Here is a 19,024-nt window from a genome sequence, read left to right on the forward strand (position 1 = left end):
CCGCAGGCGTGCACATGCCTCGCCTCACTCAAGGTGTGTGTGCAAGTCAGGTGAGGCCGGGGCAGTGATGGTGCATCAATATGCGCAAATTCTGAATAAGTTATCAGATCGAAGTGTCTGAATGATGAACTCCCCGGCCCTGTACGCAAATGCATGTCGCCAGCACATGACGGATCAGCGGATCAGCGGATCAGCGTGAGGTCGGGAGAGCGGGAAAGCGGGAGGGTGAGAGAGCGGAAGTGCTGAGGGGGCTGAGGGTCTGAAGTACTGATGGGCTGAAGCGCATGGCGACCTCTCGAGTCATCTGGCGGGAGCAGCGCAACCGCAAGAGGACGCGGGAGGGGTGGGTGACCAGGGGCGGAACGCAGTGAACTGTGCCACCAGCGGGGCAAGGCTTGCGCGGTCCTCCGGCAGCTGTGGTTGGCGCAGCAGACGCACGCATGGGCGATCAGCGAAGGCCTCCTCCAGTCTGGCGGCCCAGTGTTGCTGCTGTTCTCGCCAGGTCGCGACCCAGTCAGCCTGCGGCTCGTGGGGCGTTGAGGGGGAACCGCCAGCCTCTTGCGCGGCGGGCTCCGGCAGGCACTGATTGATGATCAAGCCGCCGACGGCCAGACCATGGGCTTCCAGCGCCTCTCGTGTTCGGGTCGTTTCCAGACACGGCAGCTTCTCCGGCGTGCTGACCAGAATCACGCGCGCCCGGCGGGTATCGCTCAAGCGCTGACGCAATGCTGCGTAGCGCGTACGGCGTTGCTCCAGCGCCTCGCTGATCGGGTCTTCCGGCGCTTCTTCGCCTGGCGTCTCTGACGCCTGCTGACTGTCCAGCCACAGGCTGCGTTCGGCGATGGCGCGCCTGCGCTGGCCCAGCATGCCCTCCAGCCAGCCGCCCAGCACTTCGGGCAGGCTCAGCAGGCGAATGGTGTGCCCGCTGGGGGCCGTATCGAACAGGATATGGCGATAGTGTGGGGCTTCATCTTCCAGCGGGGCTGGCGGAGTCAGGATGATCTCCACCAGCGCATCGAAGAGTGCCGCTTCACTGGTGCCGGGGGCGTGGCGTGACAGCTCGAGCTGGCGCATCACGGTGGCACTGCGCTCGCCACTTACCAGGGGGGCGATCCGCTGGCGGACCGCCTCCAGGTAGCGGTCGCATTCCCGCTCGGGGTCCAGTTCCATCACGTCGAGGCGCGGCGCGATGTTGCAGGGCTTGCCACCGATCGCACCGAACAGGTCGCCGAGGTTGTGCGCGGGGTCTGTCGACACCAGCAGGGTCGCTTCGCCTTTCTCCGCCAGTGCCAGCGCCTGGGCCGCCGCGCAGCTGGTCTTGCCGACACCGCCCTTGCCACCGAAGAACCAGATCTCGGGAGGCTCCGATTTCCCGGCTTGCTCCGGTGCTTGGCCAGACTGGTGAGTGTGAGCCTTGTGAGTCTCGTGAGCCGCTGACGGCCGAGTACTTTTCGGCCCAGCCGTATCTTTCGCCGTGCGGGATGCCGCGCGTTTCCAGAGCCTGCTCAACAGCACTTGATGCCCTCCAGCGGTGAATGCTCAAGCCCCTGACGCAGGTGCCAGTCATGCATGCGTTCCAGCATCAGCGGCAGCATCTCCAGCGAGACGGCCGGCGCCGGATTGGGGATGCCCATCAGCTCCGCGAAGCTCATCATCATGAAGATGTCCTCCTCCTCACGGGCAAGCTGCGCCAGATCGCGCTGCTGGTTGACGCGCAGCATGGCCTCCCAGCCATCCCGCAGCTGAGTGGCGCCTGTCAGCAGGCGCCTTGTCAGTCCCGGCTGGCGGGGTGATGACGCCAACCGGGTATCGTCATCAGCTCTCATGAGCGCTCACCCGGGCGGGAGACTTCAGGCTGCGGCTGGCCTCGAGCAGGATCCACAGCGCGAACACCATGATCAGGCTGCCGAAGGTGAACAGCAGCCATTGCGGGTCGTTGCTGCCCATGCCCGACCAATCCAGCACCACCTGCTGCACCATCGCCCACAGCGTCATGATCATCAAGAAGACCATCGGGGCCAGGGTATAGATGACAGGGCGGCCCTGACGCTTGAGCCACACCGAGACCAGCATCAGCGAGATGCCCGCCAGCAGCTGATTGCTGGTGCCGAACAACGGCCACAGCAGGTAGCCGCCGGAACCGAAGCCCTTGGGCCCCTGCGGCAGGATGACCAGCGCGGCACTGGCGATGACGGCGATGCTGGTGGCGACATGCTTGTGGCTGAGCGCCGGCATGCCGTATTCGCTGCCCAGTTCCGCGATGATGTAGCGCATCAGGCGCACGGCGGAGTCCAGCGTCGTCGCCGCGAAGCTGACCACGATGACCGCGACCAGCGTACTGCCGACGTTGGCGGGCAGGCCGAGGTGCGAGATCAGCTGACCGGACCCCTGAACGAAGCTCGAGAGGCCATTGGCACCCGCCGCGGCGAAGCTTGAATAGGTCGCGGTGAAGTCGGCCTGGGTTGCGAACAGGGTCGCCACCGCGATGATGGAAATCAGCGCCAGCATGCCTTCGCCCAGCGCGCCGGAGTAACCGATCATGCGCGCATCCGGTTCATGGGACAGCTGCTTGGAGGTCGTGCCGGAGGCGACCAGACCGTGGAAGCCCGAGATGGCGCCGCAGGCGATGGTGATGAACAGCAATGGGTAGAAGGACATCTCGGCATCGGCGTTGAAGGCTGGCGCCGTCAGCTGCGGGCCACCTACGGCCAGTCCCAGGTACAGCAGTCCCAGCCCGACCACCAGCTGGTGAGAGTTGATGGTGTCGCGTGGCTGCAGCAGCTTCCAGACCGGCAATACCGAGGCGATGTAGACATAGCTCATCAGCGCGATGATCCATACCAGGAAGGCGCTGGAGATGGGCGAAAGGCCGAACAGCAGGGTGCCATCCTCGCCACCGGCCATGGCGGTGAAGGCACCGGCCAGATCGATCTGCAGGAACTCGAACTGGCCCGCCAGCAGGGCGGCGGCATACATCACCATCAGCGCGAGCAGCGAGGGGATCAGCATCTTGCCGCCACGGCGATAGACGCGATGGCCGATCCATACCGCCAGCGGAATCTGGATCAACACCGACAGCACGCTGGCCGGGAAGTTGATGAAGAGATTGGCGATCACCCAGGCGAACACCGCGTTCAGCATCAGGACCAGAATCAGGATGATGAACAGAAACAGCAGCTTGGCACGCTTGCCGATCAGCTTGTCCGCCAGGGTGCCGACCGACTGGCCGCGATGGCGCGCTGACAGCGTCAAGGTGCCGAAATCATGCACGCCTGCCGCGAACAGACTGCCCAGTACGACCCACAGCACGGCCGGCAGCCAGCCCCAGTAGACGGCGATCGCCGGACCGACGATGGGGGCTGCGCCCGCCACCGAGGTGAAATGGTGACCCCACAGCACCCAACGATTGGTCGGCAGGTAGTCGGTGTCATCGCGCAGCGCGTGGGCTGGCGTCACGAAATTCGGGTCGAGGCGGAAGATGCGTTCGGCCAGAAAGCGGGAATAGAAGCGATAGCCGATGGCGAAGGCAACGCAGCCGAACAGGGCAAGCCAGATGGCGTTCATGGCAGATTCCGAGTGGCGTGGTGATGGATTGAGTAGGGCGTGCTGGCGTGTGCTGGTTGTCAGCTCGACATGCCGCTGTCGAGCGTCCGCCGAGCAAGACCTTCCGTCAGGGCTTTCAAGCAAGACTTTCAACACACTGGTGCAGATCGGCGTGACGCTAACATCGATAAATGCGCATATAACTTCGCCATTGGTCGCCCCGCCGCGCGCCGGCATGTCGCCAGCCGACTTCTTGGCAATGACTCAATCGCCGCCTTCCTGCGTGGACTGAACGCAGAAGCGCGCCGCTGCCTTGTGCTCAGGCGGCATCACGCGCGGGGTAGCCGTTTTTGCCTCGCTCTGCCTTGCGACCAAGGAGTATCAGTGGGTTGATCCACGCGACCTTGTGTTCCGCCAAGCTCTTCTATACTCGAAGCAAGTCGGAGCACGGGGAGCCGCTCAGCGCCGTCATCTGGGTGAGGCTCTCGATAACAATGACAAGGAGGCGCCGATGTCATGGATCGCGGAATGCCTTTCCCGTGTCACCAGGCCAATGCGTCTGCGCTTGCGACGTACAGTGACGACCTTGTCACTGACAGTCCTTTCCCCTTCGGTGCTGGCAGTCGAATACAACATGCCGGTCGGGGTCACCGCGGTCAGCCGCGAGATCCACTCGCTGCACATGATCATCTTCTGGATCTGTGTGGTCATCGGCATCGTGGTGTTCGGTGTGATGGGCTACGCGATGATCAAGCACCGCAAGTCACGCGGTGCGGTATCGGCAAGCTTTCATGAAAACACCCGTATCGAGATTCTGTGGACCGCCATCCCGCTGTTGATCCTGGTGGTGATGGCGGTGCCTGCCACCGCCACGCTCAAGGACATGTACGACGCCTCCGAGTCGGCGCTGGACGTGAAGATCACCGGCCATCAATGGCGCTGGCAGTACGAGTATCTGGGCGAGGATGTCGCCTTCACCTCAAGCCTCGCGACCCCGCGCGAGCAGATCAACAACACCGCCGCCAAGGGCGAGCATTACCTGCTGGAAGTCGGCAACCCGCTGGTGTTGCCCATCAATCGCAAGGTGCGTTTCCTGACCACCTCCGCCGACGTCATCCACTCCTGGTGGGTGCCGGACTTCGGCGTCAAGAAGGACGCCATTCCCGGCTTCATCAATGAGGCCTGGACGCGTATCGAGACCCCCGGCACCTATCGTGGCCAGTGCACCGAGCTGTGCGGCAAGGACCACGGCTTCATGCCGGTGGTGGTCGAGGCGTTGCCGGAGGCCGAGTTCGATGAGTGGCTGATCGCGCGCAAGGCCGAAGCCGAGGCCGCGCTCAACGATGCCGGTCGTGACTGGAGTCTCGAGGAGCTGATGGAGAAGGGTGAGAAGACCTACGCCACCATCTGTGCCTCCTGTCACCAGCCGGATGGCCAGGGCATGCCGCCGGCGTTCCCCTCGCTGGTGGGCAGCGCCATCGTCACCCAGGACATGCAGGCGCACATCGATATCGTGGTCAACGGCAAGGCGGGCACGCCCATGGCGGCCTTCGCCGATGTGCTGAGCCCGGTCGAGCTGGCGGCTGTCATCACCTATGAGCGCAACGCCTGGGGCAACGATACCGGCGAGCTGGTGCAGCCAGCCGTCATCAAGGAACAGCTGTCTCAATAGCTTGCAAGCGACGCATTCAGGAGGCGTGTCATGGCCAGTGAACAGCCACGCAAGGCGGTACTTCAGGCCAGCGAGAGCGAGGGGGCCACCGCAGGCGGCGCTCATGTGGGCGAGGGCCACGGCAGCGCGCCGCGCGGCATGCTGCGCTGGCTGCTGACCACCAATCACAAGGATATCGGCACCCTCTATCTGATCTTCTCGCTGAGCATGCTGTTCATCGGCGGCATCATGGCGCTGGTGATCCGCACCGAGCTGTTCCAGCCCGGCCTGCAGATGGTGCAGCCGGAGTTCTTCAACCAGATGACCACCATGCACGGGCTGATCATGGTGTTCGGCGCCATCATGCCGGCCTTCACCGGGCTGGCCAACTGGATGATTCCGCTGCAGATCGGCGCGCCCGACATGGCGCTGCCGCGCCTCAACAACTTCAGCTTCTGGCTGTTGCCGGTCGCCTTCCTGTTGCTGCTCTCCACCCTGCTGATGGAGGGCGGTGGCCCCAACTTCGGCTGGACCTTCTACGCGCCGCTGTCCACCACCTATGCGCCGCCTTCGACCAGCTTCTTCATCTTCTCGCTGCACATCGCCGGCATCAGCTCGATTCTCGGCGCCATCAACATCATCGCCACCATCCTCAATCTGCGTGCCCCGGGCATGCGCCTGATGGACATGCCGCTGTTCGTCTGGACCTGGCTGATCACCGCCTTCCTGCTGATCGCGGTGATGCCGGTGCTGGCGGGCGCCATCACCATGATGCTGTTCGACATCAACTTCGGCACCAGCTACTTCAATGCCGCCGGTGGCGGCGACCCGGTGCTGTTCCAGCATCTGTTCTGGTTCTTCGGGCATCCCGAGGTCTACATCATGATCCTGCCGGCCTTCGGCATCGTGTCCGCCATCGTGCCGACCTTCTCGCGCAAGCGGCTGTTCGGTTACGCCTCGATGGTCTACGCCACCGGCTCCATCGCGATCATGTCCTTCCTGGTCTGGGCACATCACATGTTCGCCGTCGGCCTGCCATTGGTGGCGGAACTGTTCTTCATGTACACGACGATGCTGATCGCGGTGCCGACCGGCGTGAAGGTCTTCAACTGGATCGCCACCATGTTCCGCGGCTCCATCAGCTTCGAGCCCCCGATGCTGTTTGCGATCGCCTTCATCGTCCAGTTCACCATCGGCGGCTTCTCGGGCCTGATGCTGGCCATCGCCCCGGCGGATTTCCAGTACCACGACACCTACTTCGTGGTGGCGCATTTCCACTATGTGCTGGTGCCCGGCGCGCTGTTCGCGATTCTCGCCGGAGCCTACTACTGGCTGCCCAAGTGGACCGGCTTCTATCCCCACGAGGGGCTCTCGAAGTGGCATTTCTGGCTGTCGGTCATCGGCGTCAACCTGACCTTCTTCCCGATGCACTTCTCGGGGCTGGCCGGCATGCCGCGCCGCATCCCGGATTACGCGCTGCAATTCGCCGACTTCAACATGCTGTCCAGCATCGGCGCCTTCCTGTTCGGTATCTCGCAGCTGCTGTTCCTGGTCGTGATCGTCAAGTGCGCGCGTGGCGGTGTCAGAGCGCCGGCATGTGCCTGGGAGGGCGCGGTGGACCTGGAGTGGAGCGTGCCGAGCCCGGCGCCGCTGCATACCTTCGAGATTCCTCCGCAGACCCGCGATGGCCAGATCATCCGCTGAGCGATGGACAGCGGCCAGGAGAGTGACATGCCCTCACGCGATCACGCAGCACAGCAACAGGCAGTGGCACGCACCGTGCGGCGCACGCTGCTGGCGCTGGTCGCGATGCTGGGCTTCGCCTTCGCGCTGGTGCCGCTCTATGACGTCTTCTGCAATCTCACCGGCCTGAATGGCAAGGCCGCCAGTCAGGCCAGGGCCGCGGTGGCGATGGAGATCGACGAGAGCCGCTGGGTCTCGGTGCGCTTCATCACCCAGCAGGGTCAGGGTCTGCCGTGGACACTCGAGGCGTTGGATGAGCAGTTCCGCATCCACCCCGGTGGCCAGTACAGTGCGCGCTTCGTGTTCACCAATCACGCCGATTACCCGGTGCGTGGCCGCGCGGTCCCCAGTGTCAGTCCTGCCGAGGGCTCACTGCATCTGCGCAAGATCACGTGCTTCTGCTTCCAGGAGCAGACGCTGGCAGCAGGCGAGCGGCGCGAGCTGCCGCTGGTCTTTCAGGTCGACCCTGACCTTCCGGAAGGCATTCGTGATCTGACCCTGGCGTACACGCTCTATCCGGTCACGACGCCGTCATCCGCGGGGGACGATGATGCAGAGCATTCTGCAGGAGGTGAAACATGAGCAGTGGCAGCTATTACGTCCCGGTCCACAGTGCCTGGCCCATCTTCGGCGTGCTGGCGGTGGGCGGCATGATGATCGGCACCGGAATCTGGATGGTGCACGGCAGCGCCGCCTGGTTGTCAGGCATCGGCCTGCTGGCCGTGGTGCTGGTGATGGCGGGCTGGTTTCGGGATGTGGTGCGCGAGTCGATGGGCGGCCTCTACGATGACCAGATGGACCGCTCGTTCCGCTGGGGCATGGCCTGGTTCATCTTCTCGGAATTGATGTTCTTCGCGGCCTTCTTCGGGGCGCTGTTCTATCTGCGAACCTTCGCGCTGCCCTGGCTCGATGGCGAGGGCGCCAAGGGAGTGACGGCGCTGCTGTGGCCTGACTTCACCGCCAGCTGGCCGCTGATGACGCCGCCGGATGCCAGCATCGCCGGACCCAGAGAGCTGCTGTCGCCCTGGCAGCTGCCGCTGGCCAACACGCTGTTGCTGGTCAGTTCCAGCGTCACCCTCACGGTGGCGCATGAAGCACTGAAGATGGAGTTTCGGCGCACGGCGCGCAACTGGCTGGCGGGCACCGTGGTGCTGGGGCTGTGCTTTCTGACCCTGCAGGGCATCGAATACTACGAGGCCTGGCACCACCTGGGGCTAACGCTGCAGGCGGGGGTCTATGGCGGCACCTTCTTCCTGCTGACCGGTTTCCATGGTCTGCACGTCACCATCGGCACCCTGATTCTGATCGTGATGCTGGTGCGCGTGATACGCGGCCACTTCTCGAGTGAACGTCACTTCGCCTTCGAAGCGGCTGCCTGGTACTGGCACTTCGTCGATGCGGTGTGGATCGGTCTGTTCCTGTTCGTCTATGTGTTCTGACAGCGCGCAGCGTGATGTCAGTCCAGCATTCCGGTGGAGAAGCCAATGACCAGCAGAATCACCAGACACACTGCCAGGCCAACCCGCCATTTGAGAGAGGTCAGCAGGCGTCGACTGCGGCTGCCATCGCGCAGCAGAAAACCGGCGCCGGCGACCAGGCTTGCCAGCATGCCGATAAAGACCAGTGCGATCAGCGATTTGAGCAGCATGTCACCTCCCGGGGCGCAGACAGTGGCGGGTGAGCGCAGCGCGGCACTCGCTTGTGACAGTCGAGCTCATCCGGCTGACAAGCGCAAGTCAGTGCCAGCGGCGCCGGCGTCACCCACAGCGACGACGCAGGAGCGCCAGGTCGGGCGCGGCTGGTGGCTGTTCTGGGGATGCCTGATCGTGCTCGGCCTGTGTCTGTGCAGCTGGCAGGTGATGCGTGGCCAGGCGCGTGCCCAGCATCTGGAGGATACCGCCAGCGCGCCGGAGCTGGTGATGCCGACGGCGGCGCCCGCCAGTGCCAGCCTGATCGAGCTGCGCGGCGAGTGGCTCGCGGAACACAGCCTGCTGCTGGACAACCGCACGCTGGACAAGCGCCATGGTGTGGCGGTGCTCACGCCCTTTCGAACGCTGGATGGCCGCTGGTGGCTGGTGGAGCGTGGCTTCGTGGCATCGCCGGCCCCGCGCAGCGACCCGGACTTCACGACCCCGACAGGCTCCGGGGTGATCAGTGGTCGCTGGCAGTGGTTGAACGGTCAGGGCAACAGCGGTGGCCCACTGTTCGGCCCCAACCGTGAGGGGCAGCGTCTGCAGCAGGTCGATCTGAGCGCCTGGCAGGCGCTGGGCACACCGGCCTTTGCGGGTGTCCTGCACCAGACGAGCGGGGAGGGGCGATTCCTGCCCTGGTGGCAGCCGAGCAACATGACGCCGGAGCGTCATTACGCTTATGCGTTGCAGTGGCTGGGACTCAGCCTGGGGGCGGCGGTGGTCATGGTTCTGGGCGCGCGCCGTCAACGCCAGTCCGCGCTACGTCAGCGCCAGGCCTAGCGCCCGGTGCTTGTGTCTTGAGTCTGTTGTCCGCACGCCCGGACATGCAGGGAAGCCGTCGTCAGGAGGAGAGCGATGACACACGTGATGCGACAGCGTCTGAAACTCGTGGCCTTGCTGGGGCTGTTGTCCGCCCCGCTGCCCTTGGCGTGGGCCATGCTGAGCGCACAGGTCGGGATTCCCGAAGGACGGGTGGCAAACGGTGCCCTGTTGCCAAAGGTCAAGCCGCTCACGGACTGGTCGCTCGACTACCTCGTGACAGAGAACGCCACTGACAACGTCACCGAAAACGCCACAGGAAACGCGACTGACGGCGCTGTTAGTGCGAAGGAGGCCCCCGGCATGCCGCCGCTGGCCGCCCGAGGCGCGGATGAACAGCGTTTCTGGCTCAGCTGGCCGGAGCCGAACCAGCCGCAGCTGGCCGCGGCGCAGGCCGAGCGCTGGTGGCGCCTGCATCGCGCGCTTGGCAAGGAGGCGCCACGCCTGGGCCGCCTGGTGGTGGCTGAAAAGGCCTTTGTGCATCCCCAGGTGCCGGGTGAGCAACGGGCGCTCGGGCGCTGGCCGGCGCCGAACGACACCGCTTCCGCGCCGCACCAGTTGCGCCTGATCGACCCTCATGGGCAGGTCGTGGTCGCCTACGGGCCCGAGATCACGCCGCAGGCCGTGATGAAGGATGTGCGCCGGCTGCTCAAGCGTAATCCGGTTGCGCCTAGATAGGTCGCGCCTCGCCAGGTCGGACCTCGATAGTTAGCGCCTCGCCAGGTCGCGCCTCGCCAGGCCGGGCCTCGCCAAGTCGCACGTGCTCTTCTTTCGCTTCACCAGGGAGATATGCCATGTCTCGCCTCGCCAGACAGAAGCGCTATCCACCGCGGGCCTGCGCCGTCTCGCGGGCCCGCCAACGAGGGGCGGCGTTGCTGCCTCGCCCGCCATTTCTGCGCCACGCCACCACGGATGAAGCCTCAGCTGCGCAGGCCTTCTCGATGGCGACGCCTGAGCTGACGTCTGATCTGGTGCATGGCCCTGCCGCCCGGCAGGCGACGAGCCGACGGGTGACGGTACGCCTGTGGCGCAGCAGCCAACGACTGGTCGCCAGCATGCTGGGACTGGTCATTCTGGTGATCGGGCTGGGAGCCTGGACGCGGCTGGTGGACGCCGGCCTGGGGTGCCCCGACTGGCCGGGCTGTTATGGCGCCCTGGTCGTGCCGGATGCCCAGACCGCGAGCCTGCATAGCCCGCATCATCCGCTTGAAGGCTACAAGGCGTGGGCGGAGATGATCCATCGCTATGCGGCGAGTCTGCTCGGGCTTGCGGCAATCGCATTGCTCGCGCTGGGCTGGCGGATACGCCGTCGGGAGGCTCATCAGCCGCAGACCTTCGAGGGTGGCAGCGGCGAGGCAAAGGTGACTGATCACTGGGGCGCGCAGGCGCGCACGCGCTTTCCCCTGGCCGGCTGCTGGCTGTTGTTGGGCATGCTGTTGGTCCAGGGCGCGTTCGGGGCTTTTACCGTGACGCTGAAGCTGTGGCCGCAGGTGGTGACGCTGCATCTGCTGGGCGGTCTGAGCGTATTGAGCCTGCTGCTGTTGCTGTGGCTATCACTCAGACGGCGGGCGGCGCACCTCAAGGTGACGGCTGAGCAACACACGGCGGGCGCTGATGCAGCGCACATCCGGCGTCAGCCCTGGCTGGCCACTCTGGCCGCGGCTCTGCTGCTGGGGCAGCTGGCCCTGGGGGGCTGGACCTCGAGCAATTATGCCGGGCTTGCCTGTGAAGGTTTCCCGACCTGCAATGGTGCCGCATGGCCGGAGATGGACTGGGGAGAGGGCTTCCACCTGACCCAGGATGTCGGCCCCAGTTATCTGCACGGGCAGCTGCATGGTGAGGCGCGCACGGCCATCCACATGGCGCACCGTGGCGGGGCCGTGCTGCTGGGGGCGGTGCTGTTGGCGCTGTATTGGCGCCAGCGCCGCTACTTGCCGGCGCGGACGCCATCGCCTGACAACCCCTGGCGCTGGGCGCTGGGGTGTTGGCTGGTGCAGGCAGGCTTGGGGGTCGCCAATGTGCTGTGGTGGTTGCCGCTGGATCTGGCGCTGGCGCATACCCTGGGGGCCGTCGCGCTGACGCTGGCGATGGTGTGGGCGATGGATCGGATGCGCCAGGCGGCTCGCCACAAGCGGGCATCCGTCTCGCAGGCGCTGGCCTGATGAGAGGCAGAAGGTGGGCAAGACGGTAAGCAGAAGAGAGACACCCAAGCGCGCTTGATCGCGCTCACCAGACCGCAAGAGGCCGCTCATGAGAGCGGCCTCTTGCGGTCTGCGTCGTATCAGCCGGTATCCTGTCAGGCGGTGCTGCCGAAGCGCTCCTGCAGGTAGGCATTGATGGTGTCGGATTCGTACATCCACTCTTCGCGACCATCGTCATGGGTGATCAGCAGGCACGGTACCTTGACGCGACCGCCACCCTGTTCGAGGGCCTGGCGGTGAGTGGCGTTGTGCTGGGTGTCGCGCTGCTCGACGTTCAGATTCAGCTGATGCATGCGCTTGCGCACCTTGATGCAGAACGGGCAGGTCGAGAACTGATACAGCGCCAGCTTGGCCGTCTCGGCGTCCACCTCGGCCTGCTGGGCGGGGCTGCGCTCGAGCGCGCTGCCGCGGGTCAGCTTCTCGCTGAGCAGCATGAAGGGAGCCAGCACCAGACGCAGGGTGCGGAAGAACAGGCGGATGATGGAGCGCATGGCAGAACCTCATGGGACGTGCGGGTATCGGCGCCAGTGCCGCAGGGCGGGTGGCGAATTCAGAATGGGGCCATTCTAGAGCTCAGCGGCCTCGGCGTCTTCCCCATGCGCGTTGCGGATATGCGTCAGCAGGGACTGTCGCAACCAGCGGTGCCCGGGGTCCTGCTCGTGGCTGGCATGCCAGATCAAGCGGTAGCTGAGCGCGGGCAGGCGCATCGGTAGCTCAAGAATCGCCAGTCCGTGCAGCTCGCTGCTGGCCTGGGCAAAGCTTCTGGGGGCACAGAACACCAGCTCGCTGTGCGCGACGATGCTCAGGGCATCGCGGAAATCCGGCACCAGCACGCTGATGCGGCGTGGTGCGCCGTGCTGCTCCAACCGCTCATCCAGCGACCAGCGTGAGCGCCCCTCGCAGGTGGCCTGGACATGACTCAAGGCCGCGAATTCACTCAGCGTCATCGGTGTCTGGCGCCGCGTGAGCGGATGATCATGCCGCACCAGAATCACATGGTCGTCGCGCCACAGCAGGCGCGATTGGAAGCCAGCGGGGAGGGCAGGCGGCTCGCCCGGGGTCTCGGCGCTGTGATCGTGTCCGGCAAGTCCGATATCCAGCTGGCCCTTTTCCATCAGGCTCAAGCAATCGGCCTGCCAGCGGCTGATCTCGAGGCTGCCATGCGGCAGCGCATCGGTCAGTGCGCGCGTGCAGGGCGGCATCAGGGTCGCCCAGGCGCTTTCCAGCACTGCCAGTTGAAAGCGCCGCTGGCTGGTGGCGGGGGTGAAGGTGGCAGGGGCGCTCAGATTCTCGAGACGCGAGAGCAGCTCGGCCAGCTCGCCACGCAATGACAGGGCCCGCGCCGTGGGGCGCAGACCATGGCGTTCGCGAATGAAAAGGGCGTCATCAAACATCACGCGCAGGCGTGCCAGACTCTTGCTGACGGCAGACTGCGAGAGGTGAAGACGGCCCGCCGCGCGCGTCACGCTGCACTCTTCCAGCAGCACCTGCAGCACCTGCAGCAGATTGAGGTCGATGCGCGTGTTGAAGGGCGTGGCCGCTGGCGCTGAGCCCGAAGACGCAGGCAATGAAGACGCGGCGGCAACCGGCCTTGCGGGTGTCTGCGGGGCTGTCGCGCTCATGAGTTTCTCCAGTGGAATATCAGGCCTGAAATAATATCATTTTGCTTCATAAGTCGCAGGCGCTAGGCTCTGCGGATTCTTGATGGCCCCTCTGTCGGGCCGCCCTTGGCTTCTGACTCTCGAGATTATCCATGTCCGTGTCTTCCCCTGCTGCCGCAAGGCCCATGCCCAACGCACGATTATTGTTGTTGCTGCTGGTCGGCTGCGTGATGTTCTCGCCGCTGGCGATCGATATCTATCTGCCCTCACTGCCGGCGATGGCGCGTGAATTCGCCCAGCCCACCGATGTGATGCAGATGACGGTGACGCTGTTTCTGGGCGCTGTGGGTGTCGGGCAGATTCTGGTTGGCCCGTTGACGGACCTCTACGGACGGCGTCCGGCGCTGTTGGTTGGCGCGACGGTCTATCTCGTCGGCGCGATGGTCGCCGTGCTGGCACAGGACATCAGCATGCTGTATCTCGGGCGTATCCTGCAGGGGCTGGGAGCGTGCGCCACGGTGACGGTGGCCTTCGCGGCCGTGCGTGACTGCTACACGCCGGAGCAGGGCGCCAGGATGTACAGCTATCTGAATGGTGCGCTGTGCATCATTCCGGCGCTGGCGCCGGTGCTGGGCGGCCTGCTGGCTGTGCAGTTCGGCTGGCGCTCCAACTTCCTGTTCATGGCCGCCTTCGCGCTGTGCGTCGGCTTGATGGCGTGGAAGAGCTTTGGCGAGACGCGTCCGGCCACGACGGTCGTGGAGCGTCCGCTGTACAACTGGGCGCGCTACCGCCCCGTGTTGACCAGCTGGCGCTTCCTGTATCAGGCGCTGGTCGCGATGGCCGCGATGAGCGCCATCCTGCTGTATGTGTCGTCGTCCTCCGAGCTGCTGGTCGAGCGCCTCGGTCACTCCGAGCTGGTCTTCAGTGCCCTGTTCGGCGGCAATGCCGTGATCAATATCATCACCTTCTTCTTCGCACCGCGCGTGATCACGCGCCTTGGCCGTCAGCCCACCGTGCGCCTGGGGCTGGCGATCATCCTGCTCTCCGGCCTGATGCAGGGCGCCGCCTTCGCCTGGCTGCCACTGTCGGCCGCTGCCTTCATGGTGCCGGTGGCAGTGCTGTCGGTCGGCTTCTCGCTGGCGCTCGGGGCGGCGTCAAGCCTGGCGCTGGAGGCTTTCGCTGAGCGTGCCGGCACCGCGGCGGCGCTGCTCGGCAGCATCCAGCTCGGCGGCTCAGCAGTGGTGGCAACGGCGCTGCTCAATACGCCGCTCGCCCCTCAGCAGGGGCTGCTGCTGATCAGCGTGGTGATGGTGCTGCCGTTGCTGCTGCTGGGCGCGCGACGTCAGCCGGGCGTCTAGTCGTTATGACTGACCGGTGCGACCGGCTGGGCATGAAGGATTTGCTGGCTGACAACCGCGGCGGGTCGCAGGGCAGAGATGGTTCATTGAAGGCCCCCGACCAGAGTATGCTTGTCGCTCGATCCGCATGTCGCCAAGGAGGCACCATGGAATCAGCGGCGCGTGTGCGCGTGATACTCAACGGGGACAAGGCTCAGCAGCCGGAGCTGCGTGAGGCCATCTTCGCTCAGCGTGAGCGTATGGCAGGGCTTGAAGTGCGGTTGACCTTCGAGGGTGATGATGTCGCGAGGCTGGTGCGCGAGGCGGTCGATGAAGGCGTCACGCGGCTGGTCGTTGGCGGCGGTGATGGCACCCTCAATCTGATCGCCAATGCATTGATGCAGCACCCACTCGCGAAGCGTCCGGAAGTCGCGATCCTGCCGTTGGGCACCGCCAATGACCTGGCGACCTCGCTCGGCATCCCCGAGCCGGTGACGGAATCGCTGGCGCTGGCCTGTGAAGGCGCGGCGCGAGCCGTCGATGTGGTGCGGCTGGATGATGCCTACTTCCTCAACATGGCCTCGGCAGGTTTCGGCGCCGAGGTGACGCGCTCGACGCCCGGTGGCCTCAAGAAGCTGTTCGGTGGCGGGGCCTATTCGCTGATGGGCGTGCTCAAGGCGTGGGACTTCCGTCCCTATCGTGGCAGCGTGACCCTCAATGGGGTGGAGGAGGAGCTGGCGTTGTTCGTACTGGCGATCGGCAATGGTCGGCAGGCGGGCGGCGGTCAGGAGCTGGCGCCTCGGGCGCTGCTCGATGATGGCTGCTTCGATGTGCTGGTGATCCGCGACTTCCCCATCGCGCGGGTGGGGGAGGTGATCGAGGAGCTGGAGTCGCTCCCCGACAACGGCCATTTCGTGCGTTATGTGCGCACTGACTCGCTGCACTATCGTGGTGAGTCGCTGCCGGTGAATCTCGATGGCGAGAGCTATCTGATCGAGAACAGCGAATTCCAGCTGATTCCCGGCGCTCTGCGTCTGGTCACCCCGCAGGGCGCCGCCCTGCTGACACACTCATGAGCCCGCAGATGGGCCATTGAGCGCTGGCTGAGCCATGTGGGCTGGCTGGTACACGAGCGCAGTCTGAGGTTTACTCAGGCTGCGCTCGTTGCGTTGGTGGCAGCGTATTCTTCCAATCTCTCGGCCGCGCAGGGCGGGAGTCAGGACTTCAGGGAGTGATTGCATGGTCGGTTTGGCGGCGTGGCATATCTGGGTCATCCTCGCGTTGATTCTGGCGGGGCTTGAGCTGCTGGGCGCGCAGTTCGTGCTGCTGGCACTGGGTGTCAGTGCCCTCGGGGGTGCTCTGGCGGCGGGGCTGGGGGCGGGGCTAAACATCCAGTTGATCAGCGTCTCGATCACGGCCCTGGTGCTGGTGCCGCTGTTCGTGCGCAAGATCCATCCCTATCTGTTGCCCAAGACGCCCTACGGTACCCTGGGCAGCGGCGCGGAAACCGGGCAGCTGGCCAAGGTGATCATCGGCAACGGTGGCAAACCTGCCGTGCGCGTGTCAGGCAATGAGTATCCGCTACGCTGGGAGGAGGAGACGCCGCCGGCAGCGGGGGATACGGTCAGGATCGTCAGCGTTGAAGGCATCACCGTCTGTTTCGAGCCTGTCTCGCAGGAAAGTGGCACAAAGATACCATGAGATCGCGGCTCGACGGCGCGGTCGTGGTGGTAGCGGGTCAAGCGTGATCGGATATCTCACAAGGGCTTGCGGATACGGCCCAGTTCAAGGGAGTTGAGCAATATGATTATCAGTCCGGGACTCATCATCATTCTTTTCATACTGGCGCTGGTGGTAATCCTGCTGGCCAAGGGATTGATGATCGTCCAGCAGTCAGAAGCCGTCGTCATCGAACGCCTCGGCAGCTACAGCCGCACACTGGAATCCGGCGTGAATCTGGTGATTCCGTTCATCGACAAGCCGCGCTCGATCACCATTCGCCGTTATCGTGAGGTCAAGGGCGACAACCTGCCGTTGGTGGTGGAGGAGACGCGCATCGATCGCCGCGAGACGGTGATGGACTTCCCCGGCCAGAGCGTGGTGACGACGGACAACGTCACCGTGACCGTCAATGGCGCGCTCTACTTCCAGATCGTCGATCCCAAGCGCGCCGTCTATGAAGTCGAGAACTTCACCCAGGCCGTCGAGGTCCTGGCCAAGACCAGCCTGCGCTCCGAGATCGGTCGCATGGAGCTCGACAAGCTCTTCGAGAGCCGCAAGGAGGTCAACGACGCCTTGCAGATCACCATGGATGAAGTCGGTGACAAGTGGGGCGTCAAGGTGACGCGCGTCGAGATCCAGGACATCAGCATGCCCGAGGAAGTCGAGGACGCCATGCGGCTGCAGATGGCGGCCGAGCGCAAGCGTCGCGCTACGGTGACCGAGGCCAATGGCCAGCGCGAAGCTGCCATCGCGACCGCCGAGGGCGAGAAGCAGTCTTCGGTATTGCGCGCCGAGGGTGACAAGCAGGCCGCGATTCTGCGCGCCGAAGGTGAGCGTCAGGCCATCTATCAGCTGCGCGATGCCATCGGTGCGGAAGACCCGCAGCTGGTGGTCGGCTACATGCTGGGCCAAAAATATCTGCAGGTGCTGCCGGACATGGCGCGCAAAGGTGATCGCGTCTTCATCCCCTACGAGGCCTCTGCCTTGCTGGGTGCCATGGGCAGTTTCCGCGAGCTTGCCACTGAAGTCGGCGAGCCCACCAATGCCAGCAATGAAGGGCTGAGACGCGCCCGTCAGATGATGACCGGCGAAGCGGGCCTGGGCTGAGTGTATTGTGCCGAGCAGTGAGTGGCAGTAGGCTGCCGCTCCACTGAATATTCACCGCATCTGGAGCAAGACGATGACAGCAATGACTACCGATCATGAGCGCTTCCTGCAGGCCGCCATTGAAGAGGCGGAAAAGGGCTATGCGGCCGGCGGCGTGCCGATCGGCTCGGTACTCGTCCATGATGGCAAGATCATCGGTCGTGGCCACAATCAGCGCCAGCAGAAGGGCAGCACGGTGTTGCATGGTGAAATGGATGCACTGGAAAACGCCGGTCGCCTGCCGGCCAGCGTCTATCGTGAATCCGTGCTCTACACCACGCTGTCACCGTGCCCGATGTGCAGCGGTGCCATCCAGCTCTACGGTATCCCGCATGTCGTGGTCGGTGAGAACCACACCTTCATGGGCGCGGAAGACCACCTGCGTGGCCTGGGCGTCAAGGTCGATGTGGTCGACAACGCGCGCTGCCGCGAACTGATGGCGACCTTCATTCGCGAGCAGCCGGACGTCTGGAACGAAGATATCGGTGAGTGATCGCGGCGCGGTTTTTGGTGGTAGCTGATGGAAAATGGTGTTCGTTAACACTATTCTGCTGTGAAAAGGGCGGAATGCTTGAAAAGCTGTCGGTCTGGCACCATGTCTTGGGTATCAGGCGCCAAGCCACGCTTTCGCTTGCATGACTACACGACCTTTGTTGCAATGCCACTTGCAGGAAACAGGGGCTGGCAACTCCCCACCTATCATGGAGAAGACGATGAAACTCAAGCAATGGATGATTCCCGCACTGGCCGCTGGCCTGTCTCTGGCCATCGCTGGTTGCGATAACGGCGATACTGACAAAGCTGCCCAGAACGCCGAGACCTCTGCCGAGCAGAGCGCCGAACAGGCTGAACAGAGCGCCGATCAAGCGACTGACGCCGCTGCCGAGAAGATGGACGAGGCAGCTGACGAAGCGGCCGCAGAGATGGATGACGCTGCTGACAAGGCCGACAACATGGCTGACGACGCTGCCGAATCCGCCGATGCCATGGGCGATGAAGCTGCTGCCGAGAGCGAAAGCGCCCTCGACGCGACCAAGAACGCTGCTTCCGAGACCTATGAGTCTGCCAAGGAAGGTGTCAACGACGCTGCTGACGCCACTGCCGATGCTGCCAAGAACGCCTATGACTCCACCAAGGAGCAGGCTGCCGAGCTGACCGACTCCGCTGAGCAGTCTGGCGACAACGCTGCTGCCGAAGCGAACGAGAAGATCAACGCTGCGCAGCAGGATGCCAACGAGTCCATCGACGAAGCGCAGCAGTAATCACTGGCCAGCGAATGCTGGCGTGATGCCTGTCGCAAGCCGTGTCACTGGCTGAGTGCGAGTAATACGGCCGCCGATACAAGAACGCCGCGACCCTTTGGGTCGCGGCGTTCTTGTTGATGGCGACTCTTCGTGAAGCGTGAGTCAGGCCAAGGCCTGGCCACAAAAAAGCCCGCCGGAAGGCGTAATGCCAGTCAGTTAAGCCTATTCTCCATAAGCTGATCATGAGACCTTCCTGTGCCAGGTACACTTATTATGGGAAGGTCTCATGCATTTCAGCGACGCCATTGATGCCATTGCCAAGGCGG

At 64.3% G+C, this 19,024-nt stretch carries 19 protein-coding genes; 13 read left to right on the forward strand and 6 right to left on the reverse strand.

The window, feature by feature from the left end; all coding sequences use genetic code 11:
- Positions 1 to 300: 300 nt before the first annotated feature.
- The 3 genes from IZU87_RS14600 to IZU87_RS14610 are packed head-to-tail and all read right to left on the reverse strand — an operon-like array spanning position 301 to position 3,564.
- Positions 301 to 1,515: an ArsA family ATPase gene (locus tag IZU87_RS14600; protein ID WP_213115013.1), complete on the reverse strand. Its 1,215-nt coding sequence runs from the start codon at positions 1,513 to 1,515 to the stop codon at positions 301 to 303.
- Positions 1,506 to 1,826: a cory-CC-star protein gene (locus tag IZU87_RS14605; RefSeq protein ID WP_213115014.1), complete on the reverse strand. Its 321-nt coding sequence runs from the start codon at positions 1,824 to 1,826 to the stop codon at positions 1,506 to 1,508. Before IZU87_RS14605 ends, IZU87_RS14600 begins: the two co-directional genes overlap by 10 nt.
- The gene (locus IZU87_RS14610; protein ID WP_213115015.1) at positions 1,816 to 3,564 is read right to left on the reverse strand and encodes a carbon starvation CstA family protein; all 1,749 of its coding nucleotides are present in this window, start codon (positions 3,562 to 3,564) and stop codon (positions 1,816 to 1,818) included. Before IZU87_RS14610 ends, IZU87_RS14605 begins: the two co-directional genes overlap by 11 nt.
- Positions 3,565 to 4,096: 532 nt before the next feature.
- Here IZU87_RS14610 and coxB point away from each other — a divergent pair.
- The 4 genes from coxB to IZU87_RS14630 are packed head-to-tail and all read left to right on the forward strand — an operon-like array spanning position 4,097 to position 8,376.
- The gene (gene coxB / locus IZU87_RS14615; RefSeq protein ID WP_213115024.1) at positions 4,097 to 5,215 is read left to right on the forward strand and encodes a cytochrome c oxidase subunit II; all 1,119 of its coding nucleotides are present in this window, start codon (positions 4,097 to 4,099) and stop codon (positions 5,213 to 5,215) included.
- A gap of 30 nt (positions 5,216 to 5,245) precedes the next feature.
- Positions 5,246 to 6,898, forward strand: a complete 1,653-nt coding sequence (ctaD, locus tag IZU87_RS14620) for a cytochrome c oxidase subunit I (RefSeq protein WP_107335293.1) — start codon at positions 5,246 to 5,248, stop codon at positions 6,896 to 6,898.
- A 27-nt stretch (positions 6,899 to 6,925) separates the two neighbouring features.
- Positions 6,926 to 7,519 (forward strand): cytochrome c oxidase assembly protein, encoded by a 594-nt coding sequence (locus tag IZU87_RS14625; RefSeq protein WP_213115016.1) that lies wholly within the window; start codon positions 6,926 to 6,928, stop codon positions 7,517 to 7,519.
- Complete coding sequence (locus IZU87_RS14630; RefSeq protein WP_213115017.1) at positions 7,516 to 8,376, forward strand: cytochrome c oxidase subunit 3; 861 nt, start codon at positions 7,516 to 7,518, stop codon at positions 8,374 to 8,376. Before IZU87_RS14625 ends, IZU87_RS14630 begins: the two co-directional genes overlap by 4 nt.
- A gap of 17 nt (positions 8,377 to 8,393) precedes the next feature.
- On the opposite strand, the gene IZU87_RS14635 is transcribed toward IZU87_RS14630, so the two are convergent.
- Positions 8,394 to 8,585, reverse strand: coding sequence for a DUF2909 domain-containing protein (locus IZU87_RS14635; RefSeq protein ID WP_043337068.1), 192 nt, complete (start codon positions 8,583 to 8,585; stop codon positions 8,394 to 8,396).
- On the opposite strand from IZU87_RS14635, the gene IZU87_RS14640 reads away from it, so the two are divergent.
- The 3 genes from IZU87_RS14640 to IZU87_RS14650 all read left to right on the forward strand — a co-directional run bounded on the left by IZU87_RS14640 (position 8,584) and on the right by IZU87_RS14650 (position 11,609).
- The gene (locus IZU87_RS14640; protein ID WP_213115018.1) at positions 8,584 to 9,408 is read left to right on the forward strand and encodes an SURF1 family protein; all 825 of its coding nucleotides are present in this window, start codon (positions 8,584 to 8,586) and stop codon (positions 9,406 to 9,408) included. The genes IZU87_RS14635 and IZU87_RS14640 overlap by 2 nt on opposite strands.
- A gap of 75 nt (positions 9,409 to 9,483) precedes the next feature.
- Positions 9,484 to 10,125 (forward strand): redox-active disulfide-containing membrane protein, encoded by a 642-nt coding sequence (locus tag IZU87_RS14645; protein WP_213115019.1) that lies wholly within the window; start codon positions 9,484 to 9,486, stop codon positions 10,123 to 10,125.
- 377 nt (positions 10,126 to 10,502) lie between these two features.
- Positions 10,503 to 11,609, forward strand: a complete 1,107-nt coding sequence (locus IZU87_RS14650) for a COX15/CtaA family protein (protein ID WP_249330627.1) — start codon at positions 10,503 to 10,505, stop codon at positions 11,607 to 11,609.
- Positions 11,610 to 11,743: 134 nt separating this feature from the next.
- On the opposite strand, the gene IZU87_RS14655 is transcribed toward IZU87_RS14650, so the two are convergent.
- The gene (locus tag IZU87_RS14655; RefSeq protein ID WP_213115020.1) at positions 11,744 to 12,139 is read right to left on the reverse strand and encodes a glutaredoxin family protein; all 396 of its coding nucleotides are present in this window, start codon (positions 12,137 to 12,139) and stop codon (positions 11,744 to 11,746) included.
- A 75-nt stretch (positions 12,140 to 12,214) separates the two neighbouring features.
- Positions 12,215 to 13,270: a LysR family transcriptional regulator gene (locus tag IZU87_RS14660; RefSeq protein ID WP_213115021.1), complete on the reverse strand. Its 1,056-nt coding sequence runs from the start codon at positions 13,268 to 13,270 to the stop codon at positions 12,215 to 12,217.
- Between the two features lie 131 nt (positions 13,271 to 13,401).
- Here IZU87_RS14660 and IZU87_RS14665 point away from each other — a divergent pair, with 131 nt between their 5' ends.
- The 6 genes from IZU87_RS14665 (at position 13,402) to IZU87_RS14690 (ending at position 18,716) form a co-directional block, all read left to right on the forward strand.
- Entirely contained in the window at positions 13,402 to 14,607 is a 1,206-nt protein-coding gene (locus tag IZU87_RS14665; RefSeq protein WP_249330625.1) for a multidrug effflux MFS transporter, read from the forward strand.
- A gap of 146 nt (positions 14,608 to 14,753) precedes the next feature.
- Entirely contained in the window at positions 14,754 to 15,662 is a 909-nt protein-coding gene (gene yegS / locus IZU87_RS14670; RefSeq protein ID WP_213115022.1) for a lipid kinase YegS, read from the forward strand.
- A 163-nt stretch (positions 15,663 to 15,825) separates the two neighbouring features.
- Positions 15,826 to 16,287, forward strand: coding sequence for an NfeD family protein (locus tag IZU87_RS14675; RefSeq protein ID WP_213115023.1), 462 nt, complete (start codon positions 15,826 to 15,828; stop codon positions 16,285 to 16,287).
- A gap of 102 nt (positions 16,288 to 16,389) precedes the next feature.
- Positions 16,390 to 17,415, forward strand: a complete 1,026-nt coding sequence (locus IZU87_RS14680; protein WP_107335284.1) for an SPFH domain-containing protein — start codon at positions 16,390 to 16,392, stop codon at positions 17,413 to 17,415.
- 73 nt (positions 17,416 to 17,488) lie between these two features.
- Positions 17,489 to 17,947 carry a nucleoside deaminase gene (locus IZU87_RS14685; protein ID WP_373456560.1) on the forward strand — a complete coding sequence of 153 codons (459 nt, stop codon included), beginning with the start codon at positions 17,489 to 17,491 and terminating at the stop codon, positions 17,945 to 17,947.
- 220 nt (positions 17,948 to 18,167) lie between these two features.
- A complete protein-coding gene (locus IZU87_RS14690; RefSeq protein ID WP_192838467.1) occupies positions 18,168 to 18,716 on the forward strand; it encodes a hypothetical protein in 549 nt (182 codons plus the stop codon).
- Positions 18,717 to 19,024: the final 308 nt, after the last annotated feature.

Origin of the sequence: Cobetia sp. MC34, from assembly GCF_018340035.1 — a bacterium.
In the GTDB taxonomy this organism is placed as follows: domain Bacteria; phylum Pseudomonadota; class Gammaproteobacteria; order Pseudomonadales; family Halomonadaceae; genus Cobetia; species Cobetia amphilecti.